The sequence below is a fragment of the Prochlorococcus sp. MIT 0916 genome, assembly GCF_047305155.1.
GTDB lineage: Bacteria > Cyanobacteriota > Cyanobacteriia > PCC-6307 > Cyanobiaceae > Prochlorococcus_B.
Map to the genome: position 1 here is coordinate 12,035 of NZ_CP138980.1, position 20,622 is coordinate 32,656.

Below are 20,622 nucleotides of genomic sequence, written 5' to 3' on the forward strand. Positions count from 1 at the left end.
AAGCAAATCAAAAGAACTTCTTAGAGGGGTAGCTAAAAGAACTTATGATGAATCCATGAAATACGATTTCAAAAGAGATTTAATCTGGTTGATTTCTAGACCATGGATATTGGTGCCTAGATTTATTCAGATAGTAGGTGCAATATCACTTCTATTAGCAAGACTAATTTTTCAAGGTTCAAGCAATAACGACAAGACCCAAAAGAATCTAGCTAAATTTCTACTTAAGACTCTTATTAGCTTGGGCCCCTGTTTTATAAAAGTAGGGCAAGCACTTTCAACTAGGCCAGATCTAATAAGAAAAGATTGGCTGGAAGAATTAACAAACCTACAAGATAACTTACCTTCATTTTCTCATGAAAAAGCACTTGAAATCATTGAAAGTGAGTTAGGAAGTCCAGCGAATGAACTTTTTGAAGATTTTCCATCTAAACCAATAGCCTCAGCCAGTCTTGGACAAGTTTATAAAGCAAAGTTAACTAGCAATTATTGGGTAGCTGTAAAAGTGCAGAGGCCACTTCTGATTTTCAATATTAGAAGAGATATTGTAATAATAAAAATACTTGGTGTTCTAAGCGCCCCAATACTTCCATTAAATCTTGGGTTCGGGTTAGGTGAAATAATAGATGAGTTTGGAAGGAGTTTATTTGATGAAATTGATTATAAAAAAGAAGCTAATAATGCAGAAAAATTTTCTAGTCTCTTCCACAATAATAATTCAGTAACCATACCAAAAGTAGAAAGACATTTATCTTCTGTAAAGGTATTAACAACAAGCTGGATTGATGGTACAAAATTAAAAGATAGAAATGAATTAATTTTAAATAATTTAAACCCATCAAAAATTATCAGAACAGGTGTTATTAGCGGCATACAACAATTATTAGAATTTGGATACTTTCATGCAGATCCTCATCCAGGAAATATGTTTGCTCTAGAAGGTCATAATGGTGATTTAGGCAATATAGCCTACGTAGATTTCGGTATGATGGACTCAATTTCAGAAGAAGATAGATTAACTCTTACTGGTGCAATTGTTCACTTGATCAATAATGATTTTCATGCTGTTGCAAAAGATTTTCAAAATTTAGGTTTTTTAAATAAAGAACAAGACCTTAAACCTCTAATACCAGTATTAAAAGAAGTTCTTGGAAGCGCAATTGGTAAAGATGTCGCATCTTTTAATTTTAAAGAAATAACCAATAAATTCTCGGAATTAATGTTTGATTACCCCTTTAGAGTACCCGCAAGATTTGCTTTAATTATCAGAGCAGTAATTAGCCAAGAAGGACTGGCTCTTCGCTTAGATCCTGATTTCAAGATTATAGACTTAGCCTATCCATATGTAGCAAAAAGATTACTTACTTCAGATACGAATGAGATGATAAATATCTTATTAGATGTCATATTTGATCAAAATGGGCATATAAGAGTCGAGCGAATAGAAAATTTATTTGATGTTCTAGTTCAAGACTCAAGCACACCTGCAAAAGAGCTAATTCCTGTCGCAGGGGCAGGTCTTAAACTATTAACTAGCTCAAGAGGCTCACTGATAAGGAAGAACTTATTGATGAGTATAATTAAGGATGAAAAAATAGATACAAAAGATATGAAGCAATTAATCAAACTAGTACGAAAAACATTCAATCCTATAAGAATGGCTTCAGGCCTAACGAAACAAAATAATACACAAGTTGCATAGATGATGTTTATAAAATATAATAAATCTCAACAAAAATCATTATAAAGGTTAATGAAGCATGATCATGCTAAATAGCAATATTCAAAATACAATCACATTTATTTCAGTTGGCTTGGATGATTCTAATATAGAAAATATAAATGAATTTATTTCCGAGTATCAACAAATAAAGCCTATTGAAGATCCTATATTTTGGTTGTCTTGCGGTGCATTTATTTGCCTAATGTCTGGATTGATATTTGCCGACATAATGAAATCAAAACTTAATAATTGGACAACAAAAAAGATATCACCTTTACCGTTAGAGAACCCTAGAACAATTTCTAGTTGGTTTTCATTCTTCACAGGCCTAACAATTATTTTCGTAAGTGTCCTAAGCATCATAAACTTTTCTATTATTAAATCTCTAGTATTTTCCTCAATAATCTCAATACTTTTTGGTATAAGCCTATGGAAAGCAATTAAAGATCTGTTTACCCAAGTAGAAGCGGGAACAATTAAAGAAATAGATGAATTTTTCTAAAAAAATACATTCTATCTAATGCATTTTATAATTAAGCTAAATATAAAAAATAAATATAGTAAATATATATTATAGAAATAATGTCACTTAATAGATTACAAAAGATAATATCAGAATCTGGTCTTTCTTCAAGACGGAAAGCTGACATACTAATAAAACAAGGGAGAGTAACATTGAATGGTAAACAAGCTATTCTTGGAGAGAAAGCAAACCCCCTCTATGATCATATTTTAGTTGATGGAAAGGATTTACCTAAGAAACCAAATCATAAAGTTTTTCTATTAAATAAACCTTTGGGAGTCATATCTAGCTGCCAAGATAGTCATGGAAGAAAAACAATTTTAAGTTTAATTCCATCAAACTTACGTCGTGGTATGCATCCTGTAGGAAGGTTGGATTTTGATAGCAGAGGAGCCATCCTATTAACCAATAACGGTGAATTAACTTTAAGGCTTACACATCCTAAGTACTCACACACTAAAACATATCTAGTCTGGGTAAGCGGTCAGCCCAATCATTCAATATTAGAAAGTTGGAGAAGAGGAATTTCACTTGATGGGAAAATGACAATGCCAGCGAGAATAGAAGTTTTGGATAAAGTTAATCGAAAGACTCTTCTTAAAGTTATTCTAAAAGAAGGGCGCAATCGCCAAATTCGTAGAATAGCAAATCTCATTGGACATCCAGTTCAAGATTTGCAAAGAATATCGATCTCAAATATAAACTTAAATGGGCTACAGGAAGGGAAATGGCGAGAGCTAAGAACAAAGGAATGGATTTCACTTGTTAATTAAAATATTTACATTTTATGGCTTTAAATTTTCCTTTAAAAAAATCCTCATCAGGCTTATCAGATGAAACATCTAAAATTGTTTCTGATAATGATTTTTCTGAAGCAATTAATTTATTTAAGACTCAAAGAAAGAAGGCTGGAATTTCACTAGAACAACTATCAAATGAGACAAAGATTTCAAGAAATGTACTAATAGCTATTGAAAATGGATGGAAAAAGTATTTACCAGAAAGGACTTACTTGATTTCAATGATCAAAATTCTTGAGACCAAACTAAATCTAGAAAGAGGTAGTTTAAATGGTTTATCAGCAAAGAAATATAATGCTAATAATATATCTAGGTTTAAATTTAACTTTATAAATATAGACTTTCTTAATAGCTGGATTGGAAGTCTATTGTATGTTATTCTTATGTTATTGTCTATATTGGCTCTTAATAGTCAACAAAGATATCTTATAAAAATAAATAGTGTATCAACTGAACCAATAATTATAGATAAGTCTCTTATAAAAAATGGAAATATAATTAATAATATAAAAGATAAGTAATTCTATCTTTTATATTTTTTAGCCAAATCACCATACTTATTTAAAGCCTCTTTAATTTTTAAATCATTTCTCGATAATCTCCATGACCAATTATTTTCTATTGTGCCAGGTTTATTTAAACGACAGCTATCATCAAGATTTAATAAATCTTGCATAGGTGCTACAAATAATTTTGCTTTAGTTTCCATACCAATTCGAATCAATTCCCAAGAAGTGAAATTCTCATAATCAAAAATCCTTTCTCTAATTTGTTCTTTTCTTTCTTGATCCATTTCTTTCCACCAGCCTTGAGAAGTTGAATTATCGTGGGTTCCTGTATAAACAATCCAATTTTCATCTTTAATATTCTCTGGCAAATAGGGATTACCTAAATTCCCATCAAAAGCAAATTGGAGTATCTTCATGCCTGCTAAGTGATAGTAATCGCGTAACTTTTCAACTTTTGATGTTATGAGTCCTAAGTCTTCAGCAACTAAAGGAAGAAAACCATTGCAATCTTTTTTTATTAAACCAAGTATCTCTTTTCCAGGGGAAGGCAACCAAAAACCATTTTCAGCTGTTTTATCATTGCCGGGAATTGCCCAAAAAGCTTCAAAAGCACGAAAATGATCCAGGCGTAAAAAATCAACCTGTTCTAAATGTCTTGAAATTCTTTTTCTCCACCATCTATAATTGCTAGCTTTATGCCTACTCCAACGATAAACAGGGTTCCCCCAAAGCTGTCCGGTCTCAGAGAAATAATCAGGAGGCACACCACTTTGAAGGAATGTATCTGAATTATTTAAAATAGAAAATAAAGATCGATTACTCCAAACATCAGCACTATCTTTTGATACATAAAAAGGGACATCACCAAATAAAAAAATACCCAGATTTTTTGCAAGTTTTCTGATTGATTTCCACTGCCTGTCTAAATGCCATTGGAGGAGTTTATGGCCTAACAATTCTCTTTGGTTATTTTTTTTCCAGTTAGCCAATTCTTCCTGATCCCTAACTGCATATTTGTCTGGCCATTCCCACCATGGAAGATCATTGTTTTGAATTTTTAGTTCCATAAATATGGAATGGTCTTCTAACCAAAATTGCTTTGAGCACCATATTTCAAATTCTTCTTTAATAGTTCTATTCTGTTTATCCCAATAATCAACCAAATAGAAACGTAAGGACTTAACTTTTAAATTAGCTAATTGAAAATCAACTCTCTTATCAAAATAATCATTTTCAGAAGAAAAATTATCCAGATTATTAGCTAAAAACCCATCTTTAACTAAATCATTTTGATCAAGGAACCATGGATTAAAAGCAAAACTTGATGGAGAACTATATGGAGATCCAAATGAATCAGTAGGAGCAAGAGGTAAAAATTGCCAAACCCCTATCCCAAATTCAGCGAGTTCATTAAGCCATACTCGCGCAGGGTCACCAAAACTTCCGCAGACAGGACTATCAGGCAATGAGGTGGGATGAAGAAGGATTCCTGAATTTCTTTCCAATTTCACTTTTTAGTTATCTCTAGAAAATACGAAATAAACACAAATAATGCTATTTTTTTTTTTTAATCCCAAACGGATTCAATTATGAGATGGGAAATCTTTTTCTTAAATATCAAAAAAATAAAATTAATATCTTTATATTAACAAATTTATTAAGACTATAAACATTTATTTTAGAAAAAAAAAGCTTTCTTGAATTAAAACAAAATCCTAAAAATATTTCTTTCCATCAATATCTTTATTTAACGGTTTAATGAGATTAAAGTAAGGCATCTAATCTATGGAAGATTTAACTTGAGATTTTATATTTTTTCATTCCAAACAAACTGCTTACTTAATAGACCCAAGCACCTAAAACAAGCCAAGCTCTATTCACCTGTGTGTTTTCAACAAAATCACCCTAAAAATCTCTAACCCTTTACCTGAAGTTAAATTATTAATGTTTTCAAAAGAAAATTCTTCAAAGGATATTTCTTTCCCTCACCTCATCCAAACTTAAGACAGGGCAAGGCTTCTTAGTTTCAAGCAATTTAATGAAAACTTCCAAGAAAAAATTTAAAAAGGGTTTTAGATGATCATGTATCAACATAACGGTAGATTAGTAAATATTAATTCTTGCTTGCGTTGGAACCGTGACCAGTTTTATCACTGCAGCGCATCCTGAGCCTACTAGTCTCAAGCATGACACTAATAGACTCAAATTAATTAGTGGGACATCAAATACAGCATTAGCCAAAGAAATTGCGAATTATATGGGGATAACAAATGTCCCTCTGGTTTCAAAAAGGTTTGCGGATGGAGAGCTCTATGTTCAAATCCAACAATCTATTAGAGGGTGTGACGTTTTTCTTATACAACCGACCTGTGCTCCTGTTAACGACAGCTTAATGGAGCTTATGATCATGGTTGATGCCTGCAAAAGAGCATCTGCCAGACAAATTACAGCTGTAATCCCATACTTTGGTTATGCCAGAGCAGATAGAAAGACAGCGGGTAGAGAATCAATAACTGCGAAACTAACCGCCAATATTCTCGTCAAATCAGGAGTAGATAGAGTTCTAGCAATGGATTTACATTCGGCTCAAATTCAAGGTTATTTCGACATCCCCTGCGATCACATATATGGTTCACCAGTTTTAGTTGATCATCTATTAACCATGGAACTTGATGAAATCGTAGTCGTCTCTCCTGATGTTGGTGGTGTAGCAAGAGCAAGAGCTTTTGCTAAGCAAATGAAGGACTCCCCTCTAGCCATTATTGACAAACGTCGCTCAGGGCATAATGTTGCCGAAAGCCTCACAGTTATTGGGGAAGTATCTGGCAAAACTGCAATATTGATTGATGACATGATTGACACTGGAGGTACGATTTGCGCAGGAGCTAAATTGCTTAGGAAAGAGGGTGCGAAAAAGGTTATTGCATGTGCATCTCATGCTGTTTTCTCCCCACCTGCTTATGAGAGACTTTCAAAAGATGGACTTTTTGAACAAGTTATTGTCACTAATAGTATTCCAGTTCCTAATAATTCAGATTTCTCACAATTGAAGGTCCTATCAGTTGCAAATATGCTTGGAGAAGCTATTTGGAGAATTCATGAAGAAAGTTCTGTTAGCTCAATGTTTAGATGATTTTTAAATTTATTTCAAAATCAATTCCACTACCTCTCTTGTGTTTGAAGATATATTTGCTTTATTTATCCTTAATATTGATTCATACATACCTTCCTTATTTTTATCTACGTAACTTTTCCATTTACTAAAAACTTTTACAATTCTTGAAGCCGTTATTGGATTAATTTTATCTACCTCAATTAATTTATCAGCCATAAATAAATAACCTTGTCCATCATGAGAATGAAATAACTCAATATTTTTACTAAATCCTCCTAAAACAGCTCGTATTGCATTTGGAGCTTTCCAATCAAATTTAGAATGTGATAGTAGTTTTTCAATAACATCAATTCCTTGCTTATTAGGTCTTGAGGCCTCATAAGCGAACCAAGAGTCTAAGACTACTGGATTTTCTTTCCAAATATTATAAAAAGAATTAGAAGCTTCTTCTGTCTCAGGGCTATCAAGTGGCTTTAAAGCCCCTAAAGCTGCCCTTGCAATGGTCATTGAAGGATGACTAATTGATTCAATACAATTCTTTTTAACAATTTTATCGCCTGTAAGAGTTAAATAAGACCAAATAGTACCTAATAATTTTCTTTCCCCTTTACCCATTGGCCATTCATGATTAATATTGACCAATAAATTTTTAGCTAGTATTTTTAGCTGATGAAGAATTTTATTACCAATTAAAACTTGGAAATTTAATGACTCTCTATAAATATTTATTGGATCCACTTTTTCAAATAAAGATTCCAATTCTGCGAAACCAGGTGTTGTTAAAAGAGTTGCCAAGAAAAAAGGGTCATTAACTTCTAAAGATTTTATGGATTTTTTAATAGCATAAATAAACTTATCTTCTAATGAATAATTTGCATTATTGCAAAGCCGTTTTTTAATGATTTCACGCATCAAAAACTGACCAGAGTTCCACCTAGAAAAATAGTCATTATCATTCAAGAAAAGGAAAAGATAGTCATTTATAGACAAATCAGATTCCCAAACGACAGGAGAAGAAAAACCCCTGAAAATTGATAAAACAGGCGCTTCTTTCTCGCCGGGCAATTTTATTTTTAAATTCTTATTATTTTTATCTAAAACAAATAAATTATCTTCAACTATTGGTATTAATTCTTTTTCTCTACTATAACAAGAATAAAGTATTGGGATAACCATTTCCGTATTATCACTGATCTTATCACAATCAACTTGCTGCTTAAAGGAAACATTCAAAATTGAATTTTTTGAATCCCAAGATTGATCTATATGAACTTTTGGTGTACCTGATTTATAATACCAATTAAGAAATTTTTTTACATCGAAAGGGCAATTTTTTTCTTCCAAATAGGCGCCTTTTATTAGTGAATTAATAAAATCCTCAGTTGTAGCAGCACTGCCATCAAAAGTTTTAATATAAAGATTCATTCCTTTAAAAAACCTTTCCTTACCAAGCATTAGCTCAAGCATTCTTATCAACTCAGCACCCTTTTCATATATTGTTGTCGTATAAAAATTATCAATAGCTATATACTCTTTAGGCTTTACAGCATGAGAGGTAGGGCCTTTATCTTCGATAAATTGAAAATTCCTCAGGAATGAAACATCTTCTATTCTTTTTAGTCCTGGGCTATGAAGATCTGAAGTAAAAGATTGATCTCTAAAAACTGTCAGCCCTTCTTTTAATGAAAGCTGAAACCAATCTCGACAAGTAATTCTATTACCAGTCCAATTGTGAAAATACTCATGAGCTATTACACTTTCTATCCTTTCTAATTCATCATCAGTAGATGTCTTTGAGTCAGCCAATACCAACTTTGAATTAAAGATATTTAGTCCTTTATTTTCCATTGCGCCCATATTAAAATGTCTAACGGCAACAATTTTATATTCATCTAGATCATATTCAAGACCATACTTATCCTCGTCCCATTTCATTGCTTTTTTTAAAGAATTTATAGCATGTTTTGTATATTTTTCATCTCCTGATTCCACATATATTTTAATATCAATCAATCTTCCACTGTTTGTGGTATATCTTTCAGAAACTAAATTTAATTTGCCAGCAACTAAAGCAAATAAATAGCTAGGTTTTAGGAAAGGGTCTTCCCAAATAATTTCATGCCTAAGATTATTGTTTGATAAATAGCCTGAGTACTTCTTATTCCCATTTGACAATAGGATAGGATATAAAGTCCTATCGGCCTCTAATCTTACTGTATACTTACTTAAGACATCTGGTCTATCAGGGTGATAAGAAATACTTCTAAATCCTTCAGCCTCGCATTGTGTAGTTAGCATCCCTGAGCTTAAATATAATCCTTCAAGTGAAGTATTTCGAAAAGGATCTATTTGAGATTTTATTTTTAATTCAAATTCTGAGATTGGAGTACTATCTATAATTAATTCCTTATCGTTAATCTCATAATCATCTTTATTCAATTCTTTTCCATTTATTGATATCGATAATAATTTAATTCGATTACCTTGCAAAATAAGCTTTGAAGATTCATTTAGCTTTGGTTTAATTATCATTGAAGATTGAACAACAACATAATCATTTCGGATATCAAAATCTAGATATATTTTTGGTATTAAGTAAGGATATTCAACATAATCCGATAATTTAATAGATTTTTGAGTTGACATATTAAATAATTTTTAATTTAATATGTAATTTATTTCTTTTGGTTTAATTGTTCAACAGTTTTTAAGAATTTTTTCTTATCTTTTTCTGGAACCATATCAGGACAATTTTTTATAGCACCATCAAGAAGTTGCAATATCGCTCCATTATAAATATTTTTTTCTGGTATTTTTTCTTTTCCCAATTCTTTAATAAGTCCACCATGCCTACTTGAAATCAGCAATGCATAATTTTTAGCGGCTAGGGAAATAGCCTTGGGGAATTCAACTTCAATCTGTCTTGCCATACATAGATAGCTAATTCCTATTTGTCTGTATAAAAAAATATCTTCATCACTTGCAGGAATAAACTTAACTTCCTTATTATCAGATCTAATTTTAGTTGAATTAGATTCTGACTTTATGGAGGAACTACAACTTGATAATAATATTGAAACGACAAAAAAAGACATGGCCAAGATTGTTTTTCTTGGAGATTTTTTCATTTTACTCAAGCGATTTTAGTCCGTAAAAAAGTGATGCAGCAAAAAATTTATAGAAAATCCTTCACTTACCAATTAAATACATAATATACATTGAGGTCCATATCAATAGATTTTTTAAATTCGTCAGTTGGGATTCTTAATCCTTATTTCATGGTGATTTTCAACTATTTTCAACTTATCATTAAACCAACTATAAATAGTCCTAGATCTAAATTGATCTTGATCTATTAAACGTGTATGTTCTAATATGTGCCAATGATCGTAATTAGACTCAAATATCAATTCGTGTTCATCAACTTGCCTAATATTAGAAATACCTGAAGAATCAGATAAATAAGAACAATCACGTATTAGTTGATGACCTTGTAGTTTAGCAGTTATTTCTCCTTCACTTTTATAGGTTGGTCTTTTAATAAAAAAATCTTTTTCATCTTCGCACCACCACTTAAACCGATAGCTTTCAAATCCCGAATCCGTTTGAATTAATTTGCTGACATTTATATACATTTCCAAATTAATAGCCTTTTCTTTATCAAAAAAATATTGTCTTTTAGAATGCCATAAACCAATATTTCTACCAAACCATCGTCTTAAGTTGCTATCAAAGTCAATCTTAAGCCTATCAATTCCTACTGAAGAGTTTCTAGTTAATCCAGCACCAGATGAATGAGAAATAGCCATTTTCTGGAACTTATAGATTTAAAAAGTATCCTCCTAATTATTAGCTAATTCCTAAAATGAGTCTCGTTACCTTAAGGTATGCGTAATTATTTAGATTGCTCGACACTGTGGATAGTGCCGAAGCTAAAGACAGACGGCAGTTAAAACTGTTGCTTGTGGCATCTCGCCACCATCTCTCAAGGGGAGATATTCGTTCGTTAATAGAATATTTGGAAAGAGAAGATTGTGGATTTAACGTCACTCTCGAATTTTCAGATCCTTCTGATAATCCTGAATTGCTTGAACTTTATAGATTAGTAGCGCTTCCTGCACTAATAAAATTAGAACCCTCACCTAAAAAAATCTTTGCTGGTAGTTCGATTTTTGAACAAGTTAAAACGTGGGTTCCAAGGTGGCAACATGAAGGGCTAATTAATGGAATAGGAATAAGTCTTAGAGCTAAAACAATTGAATCAGATCAAACACAAAAAGAACTTCTTCTAGAAGATAGTCTTCTAGTTCTTAGGCAAGAAAATGAAACACTCACTAAAAAGATACATTCGCAAGAAAGCCTCTTAAGAATGGTTGCTCATGAATTGAGAACTCCATTAACCGCAGCAGGTTTAGCTCTTCAAAGTCAAAAACTCGGGCAAATTAGTATGACTAAATTTCAAGAGGTCTTAAAAAGAAGGCTAGAAGAAATTGAATTACTTTCAAAGGACTTACTAGAAGTTGGTAGTACTCGATGGGAAACGTTGTTTAATCCTCAAAAAGTTGATCTTGCGAATATATCTGCTGAAGCAATTCTCGAGCTTGAAAAGCTATGGCTTAATCGCAAAATAAAAATAAATACAGATATTCCTTCAGATTTACCCCCCGTTTACGCAGATCAAAGAAGAATGATGCAGGTTTTGTTAAATCTTATAGAAAATGCTTTGAAATTTTCCGAAGACGAAGGTGAAATTTTTATAACAATGCTTCACAGAACTAATCAATGGGTTGAAGTAATTGTTCGAGATAATGGGCCTGGAATTCCCCCAGAAGAACAACAAAGAATATTTGTTGATCGAGTTAGACTTCCACAAACTTCTCAAGAGACAATCGGCTTTGGCATTGGTCTTTCAGTTTGCAGAAGAATTGTTGAAGTGCATGGTGGCAAGATCTGGGTAGTTTCTAAACCAACTGAAGGTGCATGTTTCTACTTCACCGTTCCTGTATGGCGTGGCCAAAATAAGGATCAAAAACCCTTGACGAGTGGCAAGGCGGACCCGTAACTTTCAATTGTGATAACAATTACTTTTGATTGATTTATCGCTGGAACTGGCCCCATCGTCTAGAGGCCTAGGACACCTCCCTTTCACGGAGGCGACAGGGGTTCGAATCCCCTTGGGGCTATTAAAATAATTTATTTAAACCTTCTATAAGGCTAGACCTTATTGAAGGTTTTTTTAATAGCTTTAATTTGCTTGGTCTACCGTTTATTTATAAATGATTTACCAATGGAACATTTACAAAAAAATTTAGAAAAATAATATCAAGTAATCAAAAAAAGCACCCAATCCCTTAAATCCCTTTAGATAGCTGGGTCTAAGAATAGAAATGATATTGTGACGGTCTCAAAAGATGAACTAATAAATTAGTAATATCAAGATAAAACAGCTAAATGTTACCTCTTCTTGGTAATCTCACCTTCTATTTTAAGTTTTTATGGCTTACTCAGAGACAAAGGTAGTTATTGGTGGTCTTGCACATATTCCTATCATAATTGGTTTTTTCTATCTAATACGCAGGCAATATTCATTTGGTGCAATGCTGCGAACTGGAAAGAATGCATTAAGCGAAAAAGTATCAGCTAAAGCTGCTCCTTCTAAAGCTGCTGCTCCTGCTCCTCCTAAAGCTGCTGCTCCTAAAGCTGCTGCTGCTCCTACTAAAGTTGCTTCGAAGAAACCGCACTCAGATGTACCCGTTAATACTTATAAGCCAAAAGCTCCTTTCACAGGAACAGTAACTGAAAATTATTCTGCACTTAAAGAAGGAGCAATTGGTAAAGTTCAACACATAACTTTTGATCTTTCAGGAGGAGACCCTGATTTCAAATATGTTGAAGGTCAAAGTTGTGGAATTCTTGCCGCAGGTGAAGACGCAAAAGGGAAGCCTCATAGACCAAGACTTTATTCAATTGCTAGCACAAGATATGGTGATAACTTTGCAGGAAATACACTCTCATTATGTGTTCGCCAACTTCAGTATGAAAAAGATGGCGAAACCATTAATGGTGTTTGTTCTACATATTTGTGCAACCTAGCCCCTGGAGACAAAGTAAAAATTAGTGGACCTGTAGGCAAAGAGATGCTTCTTCCTGAGGAAGAAGATTCAAATATAATAATGCTTGCTACAGGTACTGGTATAGCACCAATGAGAGCATATTTAAGAAGGATGTTTGAGCCTACGGAAATTGAAAAACATAAATGGAATTTCAAAGGAAAAGCTTGGTTATTCATGGGTGCACCTAAGACCGCTAACTTGCTTTACGATGATGATTTTGAACACTACAAATCAAAATTCCCTAAAAACCTTAGATATACAAAAGCAATCAGCAGAGAGCAAAATAATACAAAAGGAGGAAGAATGTACATTCAAGACAGGGTCCTTGAACATGCAGAAGAAATATTCGACATGATTGAGAATCCTAAGACTCATATTTACTTATGTGGATTAAAAGGAATGGAGCCTGGTATTGACGAGGCAATGACAACTGCTGCTTCTGCAAAGGGTTTAGACTGGTCTGAGCTTAGACCTAAACTCAGAAAAGCAGGCAGATGGCACGCTGAGACCTATTAAAGAAAAAAAAAAGTCTGGAAAGCGATAATTATTAATTACTTCAGTAATATTTTTTCTATATTTAATTAATAAATATCAATTTTGTTTTTAGACATCCGACCTTAAAAACGTTGGAATGATTAGAAGCAATTTGGATAATATTTCAAATCTAATTGGTAAGGAATTTATCAATGATAATGCCAGTAACAAACCCATTGAGAATCGGGCTTCGTCAAGAGCGAGTAGTTCCTCCTCAATGTCTGGTTATTTTTGGTGCCTCAGGCGATCTAACGCACAGGAAACTTGTTCCAGCATTATTTGAGCTCTTTAAGCAAAGAAGATTACCAAGTGAGTTTGCAGTTTTAGGCTGTGCGCGAAGGCCTTGGACTGATGAAATATTTAAAGAAAGAATGGAAGAAGCTCTTTCTACTCAAATAAAAGAAAGTCCAAAAGAATGGGAACTATTTTCTCAAAATCTTTTCTATGAACCTGTAGACCTTCAACAAACAGAACACCTAGTAAAGCTTGGGGAAAGGCTTGAGATAATTGATAAATTAAGAGCAACTCACGGCCACCGGACATTTTACCTTTCTGTATCTCCCAAATTCTATGGAAGTGGATGTAGAGCTTTAGCTGCTGCAGGATTATTAAAAGATCCCAAACGTAGCAGGGTTGTAATTGAAAAACCTTTTGGAAGAGACTTTAATAGTGCTCAGTCACTCAATTCTCTCGTTCAGAGCTGTGCCCAAGAAAGTCAAATATTTCGAATAGATCATTATTTAGGAAAAGAAACCGTTCAAAATATTCTTGTTCTCAGATTTGCAAATACGATTTTTGAACCTATCTGGAATCGAAATTACATATCGAGTGTTCAAATTACCAGTTCCGAAACTGTTGGAGTCGAAGATCGAGCTGGATACTATGAATCTTCAGGAGCACTTAGGGATATGGTTCAAAACCATCTGACTCAAATGCTTGCTTTAACAGCAATGGAACCTCCTGGACACTTTGATCCAGAAGCAATTAGAAATGAAAAAGCAAAAGTTCTTCAAGCAGTCAAGCTTGCCAATGAAGAAAAACCTTGGGAATGTTGCATTAGGGGACAGTACTCAAAGGGAGGAAGCGATGAGGATCCACTCCTTGGATATAGAGAAGAACCAGGTGTTAATCCAAACAGCACCACCGAAACATATGTAGCTATGAAGCTTTTCATAGATAATTGGAGATGGCAGGGAGTCCCTTTTTATGTGAGGACCGGGAAAAGATTAGCTAAAAGACTTAGCGAGGTTGTTCTTACATTTAGAGAAGCTCCTGTTCACCTTTTTGATGCAGCAGGGGGATGCCCAACATCAAACCAATTAATTCTCAGGATTCAACCCAACGAAGGAGCTGAATTTAGTTTTGAAGTGAAATCACCAGGTTCTGGGATGCGAAGTAGACCTGTAAATATGGAGTTTTCTTATGACGAATCTTTTGGTGAGCCATCAGATGAAGGTTATGTAAGACTCCTTGCTGATGCAATGCTTGGTGATCCAACATTGTTTACTCGAAGCGATGAAGTAGAGGCTGCTTGGCGTTTATATACTCCTCTACTAGAGAAGATTGAGGATTCTCCATGGGAATTACCTGTTTACCAATATGAATCAAGGACATGGGGGCCTACTGAATCAGACTTACTTATTGGCAAAGATCAGCTTCTATGGAGAAGACCTTGAAAAAAATGAATCTACATCTTTTATTTGAACCAAATTAAATGTCTCCTCAATTAACCCTGCAAACACCTCTTCAGCTACCCCCAGCTGAAATCCCTACTTATCTTGAGCAGCTCTGGTCTCATGATGAAAGAGGAGATCAAGGAGCAAACACTTTCTGCTTGATTGTTTGGCAACCTGCTTGGATTGAACAAAAATTAGTCAAAACAGGGAAAATACCTGGCCCAGTAGTAGGGAGCCAAAGAAATGATCTCATACAAGCTGCAAGAGAAATTATTTTAAAAGGAGATCTCCCTAACAGCACTTCTCCACTAGATTTTAGAGTTCAATCTTCAATTCAATCTGAAGAGTTAATTAAAAATGTGGAAGATCTTAGGGGGCAACATATAGACACCTCTATAAGTAATTTGCAACCTCGAAGATTAATAACCATTGCGCCAACAATTGAAGAAGAAAATAATTTAGAAACTTTAGTAGCCGCATATTGTCCTCTTCCTGAGGAAGGCGGAGGCAAGACAGCTTGTGGCGACGTAATTGTTTTAAGAGGTAATAAAACCGCTATCAATGATGGGCTTAAAATTGTTGAGACTCTTGTCCCAGATGAACTTCCCTCTTGGTTGTGGTGGAATGGAAGAATTGATGAAGCCCCTGAATTCCTTAATGCCCTAGCGCTACCGAGTCGACGATTAATTGTTGATACGGCACTAGGCGAACCAATAGTCTGCTTAAATTTATTGCTTCAAAGGATTCAATCTGGACAAGCTGTTAATGACCTGAATTGGCTTCGTCTTAGAGGTTGGAGAGAAACCTTAGCGATGGTATTTGATCCACTTCAAAGAAGAAATGCTCTTGATAATTTACAAAAAATTGACATTGATATTGATGGGTCTCAAACAGTTCAAGGGCTTTTACTTGCTGCATGGATTGCCGATCGCCTCAACTGGAAACTTGAAAAATGTATCTTCTCAAAAACAGATCAGCTGAAAGTTAGTTTTCTTCGTCCTGACAAAATTCTTGTGGAGATTGGTATAACTTCTCTACCGATAGGGAAGCCAAGCATAAATCCTGGTCAGATAGTTGGCTTGAGATTAATTTCAAAAGACAAAAACAAACAAAAAAACGATATTTGCGTAATTCTTGCATCAGAATCAGGGGAATGTATGCGATTAGAAGCTGGGGGTATGGCAAGAATGGAACTTATTGAACAAGTGGTTCCTATTCAAAAAAACTCATTAGAGAATGATGTTGCTCGTTTACTCTCCAGCAGCAGAGGGAATACGAGTCCTTTACTTGCGAGTGCGACACCAATAGCAAAAGAAATGCTTGATTTAATTAATCAAGCCAAATAAATATAGTCATCAGATGGCATGTGTAATCTCTTCTATATCAAGTAACAGTGGTAAAACTCTTTTAAGTCTTCTTTTAATTTCTTGGTTAAAAAGTATCAATAAAACAGTCCAAACTTTTAAAGTCGGACCTGATTATTTAGACCCTCAACAACACACCGCAGTTTCAAACAAAGCTTGTCGAAATCTTGACTTAATTCTTTCTGGTGAAAAATGGGTTAAAGAAAACTTTAAACACTTCGGAGGATTAACTGATTATTCTTTTGTTGAAGGGGTAATGGGATTATTCGATGGAATTGGCAGTATTTCAAAAGGAAGTACAGCTGAATTAGCTAAGGTCTTAAGTCTCCCAGTAGTCCTTATTGTTGATGCTAGAGGGAAGGCTGCATCACTAGCAGCCTTGATAAAAGGATTTAGTGAGCATGATAAGGAATTAAAAATTGCAGGCGTTGTTCTAAATAATGTTCAAACGCCTAGACATGAAAAAATATTGTTGGAGGTTCTTGATCAAATCAATATAAAGTCATTGGGTTCTCTTCCTTCATGCAAAGACTTATATCTTCCATCAAGACATTTAGGTTTGGCTCCAGCTCATGAAATTCTAGACGTAGAAATTAAAGTTAAAAAGTGGGCATTAATAGCCAAAGATTATCTAGACACTGAAAGTTTTAGAAAGCTTTTATTACCTCCAGAATCTAACAACAAAACAATTAACTTCTTGCCAAAGAAAGAATCAGAGTTTATTCACCCAATTGCTATCGCTGAAGATGAAGCTTTCCACTTTAGGTATCAAGAAACAAAAGAATTATTAGAAGAAAATGGAATGCCAACTATTACTTGGAAACCTCTTGAAAACGAACAAATTCCAAAAGAAGCTAGAGGATTAATAATACCTGGTGGGTTTCCTGAGCAACATGCAAGCCAATTAAGTGATTCAACAATAAGCCTGAACTCAATAAAAATGTTTTCAAAAAAGTTTCCTATATACGCTGAATGTGGTGGAATGATGCTTTTGGGTAAAAGTATATTTGATCTTGAAGGAAGAGAACATTCAATGGCTGGAATATTACCTTTTAAGGCTAAAGAGGGTAATTTAAAAATTGGTTATAGGGAAGCAATAAGTAAAAATAAAAGTCCTATTACTACTCCGGGTGATAAATTAATAGGACATGAATTTCATCGTTGGGAAATAATTAATGAAAGTTATAATTCAAAAATAAATCAACTATGGGATATCAAAGGATGGAATATGGAGATAAAAAATGAAGGTTTTTGTAATCATTTAATTCATGCAAGCTGGATACATCTCCATTGGGCAAGTTCCCCTCTTATTTTAGAAAATTGGAAAAGAAGTGTTATGAATTATGCTTAAATCAAATCTGTTTTAAACTAAGATCTACAAATTAATCGATTAATAATTTCTCTAAAAGAGATTGATTTATATTGCTTTTATTATCACCAACAATCCATACCCCTTTGCTCGCTCTGCTCACAGCAACGTATACTAGCCTTCTTCTAAATTCAATATCTTGAGGCCAAAAAGCATCAGAAGTTATGAACACTTCTCCAAAAGTACTTCCTTGACTCCTATGAATTGTAAGGACAGAAGCAGGACCTAAAGACGCGAATGAATCTCTTATAAAAAAGAAAAGTTTCCAAATCGAAGCACTATTTTTTCTTCCTCTCTCTCTTGCTTGATTGCTCAATTCATTTAAACAATGGTCCAAATCAACACGAGATTTAGAACCTAATTTAGGCATTAACCTCAAAGAAAATTCTTTTTGATCGCAGCTAACTTTAGCTATCTGAGTTTGAATAACAGGTAAAGGATTTTCGAAATCTTGATGAATTCCTAAAGAGGCCAAATCAAAACTATTTGGAATTACATCTTCAACCACCATCTCTCTATTGGAACTAATCAAAATATCTGGATCTTCTCCAAGCTCATCCCCATTTAATGAAGCATTTACCATTACAGCTTTACGGCTTATTAAAATCTCCCCAGGTAAAACCTGATATTGATCTGCCATCTCTCCATGAATAGCTCTTCTGGCGTGAGGAACTAGATTATCAACAATTCGATTTGTGTAGCACAAAATTCTTGCTCTATCATGATCATCTTCTAGAGAGGATAATCTCAATGATGATTTAGCTCTTTCAAGCCAACTATATCTATCTAATAGTCCAACATTACCCTTATTAGTATTAATAATTGGCAGTATTGGTGGCTGATTACAAGGAATTTGTCCGTCTCTAATTATCTTTGCCAATTTCAAAACAGGCCCTTGATGACGAACAACTTCTCTAAGTTCAGTATTTACAGCTCGTTTCATCAAAAAAACTGAACTAAAGCTTTCTCCCACTGGTGGGAGTTGAGCAGGATCACCAACAAAAACCAAACGAGTCGAGTTGCATCTTGCGCATTCAAGAGTTATTTCCAATAATTTGGAATCAATCATTGACGATTCATCAATTAAAACAAGTCCTAAATTCTCCAAAGAGTTCTCGGTTTGATCTGTTCTTTCACATATTTCGGCATCCGCCTGTCTTTTCAACTTAAGTCGAAGCAAGCGGTGAATGGTTGAGGGAAACCATGTTGGCTGAATAGATTCATTTTTCAAACCCTCCCTTAATACGCCTACAGCTTTATGAGTAGGTGCAACTACGGTCCAACACAAACCTAACTCATCAACCTTTTTTAATAGTTTCATAGAAAGATATGTTTTTCCGCTACCTGCAAAGCCCTTCATTACAAATGGTTTAAAGGAATATGGGGTATTTAACCATTCACAAAATAATTCAAAAGATTTTTCTTGATCCTTAGTTAAAACAACACCATCTTCTTTTGCTTTTACTTCTTTCACACAGCAACCAAACCAAGCATTTGCAAAATATGTAAAGGGGAACCGATGAAAACAATACCTGGCAAAGCTACAATTGGTCCAAGAAAACTTCCGACCAATACCTCGATTTTTGTGTGCCCCAAAGATTCTTTTAAATTGTTTTCTGAAGACACTTGCTGGGAATTATCTTTTGAGATTTGATTAACTCTTGCTGCTGTTAAGCCTGCAGATCTTCTTATACCTGAAGCGTCGTACATCACAATAAAAGCAATTGTTGAAGCCAAAGCAAATACTGGATCATTAAAACCAAGCTGAAGTCCCACTCCTGCAGCAGTTCCTGTTACCAAAGCCGAATGACTTGAAGGCATACCTCCTGTTTCTATAAGTACTGACGGTCTCCACCTTTGCTTAAAAATTAATTCAAATAACAATTTAGAAAATTGAGCAAGGCCACATGCTGCTAGACCCCAGGCCAATACAGCATTATCAAGAATATAAATAAATTGAAATTCTGAACCAGGATTATGATTCATCTATCTCTACTTGTAATGTAATCAGCCAATGCGAGAAGAGGTTGTGATTTTTCGGGCCAAGGATCAAGGGCATTTTTTGCTTTAGCGACTAAAAGATCAGCTCTCCTTCTTGATTCATCAAGACCAAGTAATTTTGGATAAGTAGTCTTATCAGCAATTAAATCCTTTCCTGCTGTTTTGCCCAATACTTCACTACTTGCTGTTACATCAAGAATGTCATCAATTATCTGAAATGCCAAGCCAATCCCTCTCGCATAGACACTTAATGCTTTCAGAAGTTTCTCATCAGCTCCGCCAATCAATGCTCCGCAAGTGACACATGCCTTAAGCAGAGCTCCTGTTTTATGAAGGTGAATGTACTCCAAGGTTTCCAAATCCACTTCTTTTCCTTCACAATCGAGATCAACCACTTGTCCTCCCACTAGTCCAGGAGCCCCTGCCGCTAAAGAAAACTCACCTACGATTTTCAATAGTCTCTCTGATGGTATGCCCTCTGTACGAATTGATACCATCTCAAAAGCCCTTGTCAACAGAGCATCTCCTGCAAGTATTGCTACCGCATCTCCGTAGACTTTGTGATTAGTAGGGCGCCCTCGACGAAGATCGTCATTATCCATTGAAGGTAGATCGTCATGGATAAGAGACATTGTGTGAATCATTTCCAGAGCAACTGCTGTGGGTAATGCTTTTTCAATATCACCTCCAGCAAGCTCGCAGGCAGCAAGACAAAGTATTGGTCTTAATCTCTTCCCTCCAGCCAAAAGGGAATAGCGCATAGATTCTCTTAATTTTTCTGGCTTTTCAGGGCCCAGAGACGCATCCAGCGCATCTTCAACGCGAGCTCTAGCTTTCACTAGATACTCAGCGAAGTCAAAAGAAGCAATTGCTTCCTGCATGCAAAAAATCGATT

17 protein-coding genes and 1 tRNA gene are annotated in these 20,622 nt (G+C 34.5%); 11 read left to right on the forward strand and 7 right to left on the reverse strand.

The features are described from left to right. Positions 1-55 precede the first annotated feature (55 nt). From SIB53_RS00060 to SIB53_RS00075, 4 genes are all read left to right on the forward strand, one after another. Positions 56-1,702, forward strand: a complete 1,647-nt coding sequence (locus SIB53_RS00060; protein WP_413678216.1) for an ABC1 kinase family protein — start codon at positions 56-58, stop codon at positions 1,700-1,702. Between the two features lie 64 nt (positions 1,703-1,766). Then, positions 1,767-2,225 carry a hypothetical protein gene (locus SIB53_RS00065; protein ID WP_413678217.1) on the forward strand — a complete coding sequence of 153 codons (459 nt, stop codon included), beginning with the start codon at positions 1,767-1,769 and terminating at the stop codon, positions 2,223-2,225. An 80-nt stretch (positions 2,226-2,305) separates the two neighbouring features. Beyond that, positions 2,306-3,019, forward strand: coding sequence for a pseudouridine synthase (locus SIB53_RS00070; protein ID WP_413678218.1), 714 nt, complete (start codon positions 2,306-2,308; stop codon positions 3,017-3,019). A 14-nt stretch (positions 3,020-3,033) separates the two neighbouring features. Further along, the gene (locus tag SIB53_RS00075) at positions 3,034-3,567 is read left to right on the forward strand and encodes a helix-turn-helix domain-containing protein (protein ID WP_413678219.1); all 534 of its coding nucleotides are present in this window, start codon (positions 3,034-3,036) and stop codon (positions 3,565-3,567) included. A gap of 2 nt (positions 3,568-3,569) precedes the next feature. On the opposite strand, the gene malQ is transcribed toward SIB53_RS00075, so the two are convergent. Beyond that, a complete protein-coding gene (gene malQ, locus SIB53_RS00080; protein ID WP_413678220.1) occupies positions 3,570-5,066 on the reverse strand; it encodes a 4-alpha-glucanotransferase in 1,497 nt (498 codons plus the stop codon). A gap of 626 nt (positions 5,067-5,692) precedes the next feature. Here malQ and SIB53_RS00085 point away from each other — a divergent pair. After that, positions 5,693-6,688 (forward strand): ribose-phosphate pyrophosphokinase, encoded by a 996-nt coding sequence (locus SIB53_RS00085; RefSeq protein ID WP_413678221.1) that lies wholly within the window; start codon positions 5,693-5,695, stop codon positions 6,686-6,688. A 9-nt stretch (positions 6,689-6,697) separates the two neighbouring features. On the opposite strand, the gene pepN is transcribed toward SIB53_RS00085, so the two are convergent. The 3 genes from pepN to SIB53_RS00100 all read right to left on the reverse strand — a co-directional run bounded on the left by pepN (position 6,698) and on the right by SIB53_RS00100 (position 10,479). Next, entirely contained in the window at positions 6,698-9,316 is a 2,619-nt protein-coding gene (gene pepN, locus SIB53_RS00090; protein WP_413678222.1) for an aminopeptidase N, read from the reverse strand. Between the two features lie 29 nt (positions 9,317-9,345). Further along, the gene (locus SIB53_RS00095) at positions 9,346-9,798 is read right to left on the reverse strand and encodes a Villin headpiece domain-containing protein (protein WP_413678223.1); all 453 of its coding nucleotides are present in this window, start codon (positions 9,796-9,798) and stop codon (positions 9,346-9,348) included. A 123-nt stretch (positions 9,799-9,921) separates the two neighbouring features. Beyond that, positions 9,922-10,479, reverse strand: a complete 558-nt coding sequence (locus tag SIB53_RS00100; protein WP_413678224.1) for a hypothetical protein — start codon at positions 10,477-10,479, stop codon at positions 9,922-9,924. A 107-nt stretch (positions 10,480-10,586) separates the two neighbouring features. Between SIB53_RS00100 and SIB53_RS00105 the strand changes: the two genes are divergently transcribed. The 6 genes from SIB53_RS00105 (at position 10,587) to SIB53_RS00130 (ending at position 17,708) form a co-directional block, all read left to right on the forward strand. Continuing rightward, entirely contained in the window at positions 10,587-11,732 is a 1,146-nt protein-coding gene (locus SIB53_RS00105) for a histidine kinase (protein ID WP_413678225.1), read from the forward strand. A gap of 48 nt (positions 11,733-11,780) precedes the next feature. Next, positions 11,781-11,853, forward strand: a tRNA-Glu gene (locus tag SIB53_RS00110). Between the two features lie 312 nt (positions 11,854-12,165). Continuing rightward, on the forward strand, positions 12,166-13,299 hold the full coding sequence (locus SIB53_RS00115; protein WP_413678226.1) for an FAD-binding oxidoreductase: 1,134 nt from the start codon (positions 12,166-12,168) through the stop codon (positions 13,297-13,299). A 170-nt stretch (positions 13,300-13,469) separates the two neighbouring features. Next, positions 13,470-14,993 carry a glucose-6-phosphate dehydrogenase gene (gene zwf / locus SIB53_RS00120; RefSeq protein ID WP_413678227.1) on the forward strand — a complete coding sequence of 508 codons (1,524 nt, stop codon included), beginning with the start codon at positions 13,470-13,472 and terminating at the stop codon, positions 14,991-14,993. Between the two features lie 38 nt (positions 14,994-15,031). Then, positions 15,032-16,339 carry a glucose-6-phosphate dehydrogenase assembly protein OpcA gene (locus SIB53_RS00125; RefSeq protein WP_413678228.1) on the forward strand — a complete coding sequence of 436 codons (1,308 nt, stop codon included), beginning with the start codon at positions 15,032-15,034 and terminating at the stop codon, positions 16,337-16,339. Positions 16,340-16,352: 13 nt separating this feature from the next. Beyond that, positions 16,353-17,708, forward strand: a complete 1,356-nt coding sequence (locus SIB53_RS00130; RefSeq protein ID WP_413678229.1) for a cobyrinate a,c-diamide synthase — start codon at positions 16,353-16,355, stop codon at positions 17,706-17,708. A gap of 31 nt (positions 17,709-17,739) precedes the next feature. Here SIB53_RS00130 and SIB53_RS00135 read toward each other — a convergent pair whose 3' ends face one another. The 3 genes from SIB53_RS00135 to crtE are packed head-to-tail and all read right to left on the reverse strand — an operon-like array spanning position 17,740 to position 20,608. Beyond that, positions 17,740-19,200 (reverse strand): ATP-dependent DNA helicase, encoded by a 1,461-nt coding sequence (locus SIB53_RS00135; RefSeq protein WP_413678230.1) that lies wholly within the window; start codon positions 19,198-19,200, stop codon positions 17,740-17,742. Continuing rightward, positions 19,197-19,712, reverse strand: coding sequence for a divergent PAP2 family protein (locus tag SIB53_RS00140; protein WP_413678231.1), 516 nt, complete (start codon positions 19,710-19,712; stop codon positions 19,197-19,199). Before SIB53_RS00140 ends, SIB53_RS00135 begins: the two co-directional genes overlap by 4 nt. Then, positions 19,709-20,608 (reverse strand): geranylgeranyl diphosphate synthase CrtE, encoded by a 900-nt coding sequence (gene crtE / locus SIB53_RS00145; RefSeq protein ID WP_413678232.1) that lies wholly within the window; start codon positions 20,606-20,608, stop codon positions 19,709-19,711. The genes SIB53_RS00140 and crtE overlap by 4 nt, the downstream gene beginning before the upstream one ends. Positions 20,609-20,622 lie beyond the last annotated feature (14 nt).

Bases quoted from the DNA above. Each gene is read 5' to 3' on its own strand.
- SIB53_RS00060 (WP_413678216.1), top strand. From the start codon at position 56: ATGAAATACGATTTCAAAAGAGATTTAATCTGGTTGATTTCTAGACCA.
- SIB53_RS00065 (WP_413678217.1), top strand. From the start codon at position 1,767: ATGCTAAATAGCAATATTCAAAATACAATCACATTTATTTCAGTTGGC.
- SIB53_RS00070 (WP_413678218.1), top strand. From the start codon at position 2,306: ATGTCACTTAATAGATTACAAAAGATAATATCAGAATCTGGTCTTTCT.
- SIB53_RS00075 (WP_413678219.1), top strand. From the start codon at position 3,034: ATGGCTTTAAATTTTCCTTTAAAAAAATCCTCATCAGGCTTATCAGAT.
- pepN (WP_413678222.1), bottom strand. From the start codon at position 9,316: ATGTCAACTCAAAAATCTATTAAATTATCGGATTATGTTGAATATCCT.
- SIB53_RS00095 (WP_413678223.1), bottom strand. From the start codon at position 9,798: ATGAAAAAATCTCCAAGAAAAACAATCTTGGCCATGTCTTTTTTTGTC.
- SIB53_RS00100 (WP_413678224.1), bottom strand. From the start codon at position 10,479: ATGGCTATTTCTCATTCATCTGGTGCTGGATTAACTAGAAACTCTTCA.
- SIB53_RS00115 (WP_413678226.1), top strand. From the start codon at position 12,166: ATGGCTTACTCAGAGACAAAGGTAGTTATTGGTGGTCTTGCACATATT.
- zwf (WP_413678227.1), top strand. From the start codon at position 13,470: ATGATAATGCCAGTAACAAACCCATTGAGAATCGGGCTTCGTCAAGAG.
- SIB53_RS00125 (WP_413678228.1), top strand. From the start codon at position 15,032: ATGTCTCCTCAATTAACCCTGCAAACACCTCTTCAGCTACCCCCAGCT.
- SIB53_RS00130 (WP_413678229.1), top strand. From the start codon at position 16,353: ATGGCATGTGTAATCTCTTCTATATCAAGTAACAGTGGTAAAACTCTT.
- SIB53_RS00140 (WP_413678231.1), bottom strand. From the start codon at position 19,712: ATGAATCATAATCCTGGTTCAGAATTTCAATTTATTTATATTCTTGAT.
- crtE (WP_413678232.1), bottom strand. From the start codon at position 20,608: ATGCAGGAAGCAATTGCTTCTTTTGACTTCGCTGAGTATCTAGTGAAA.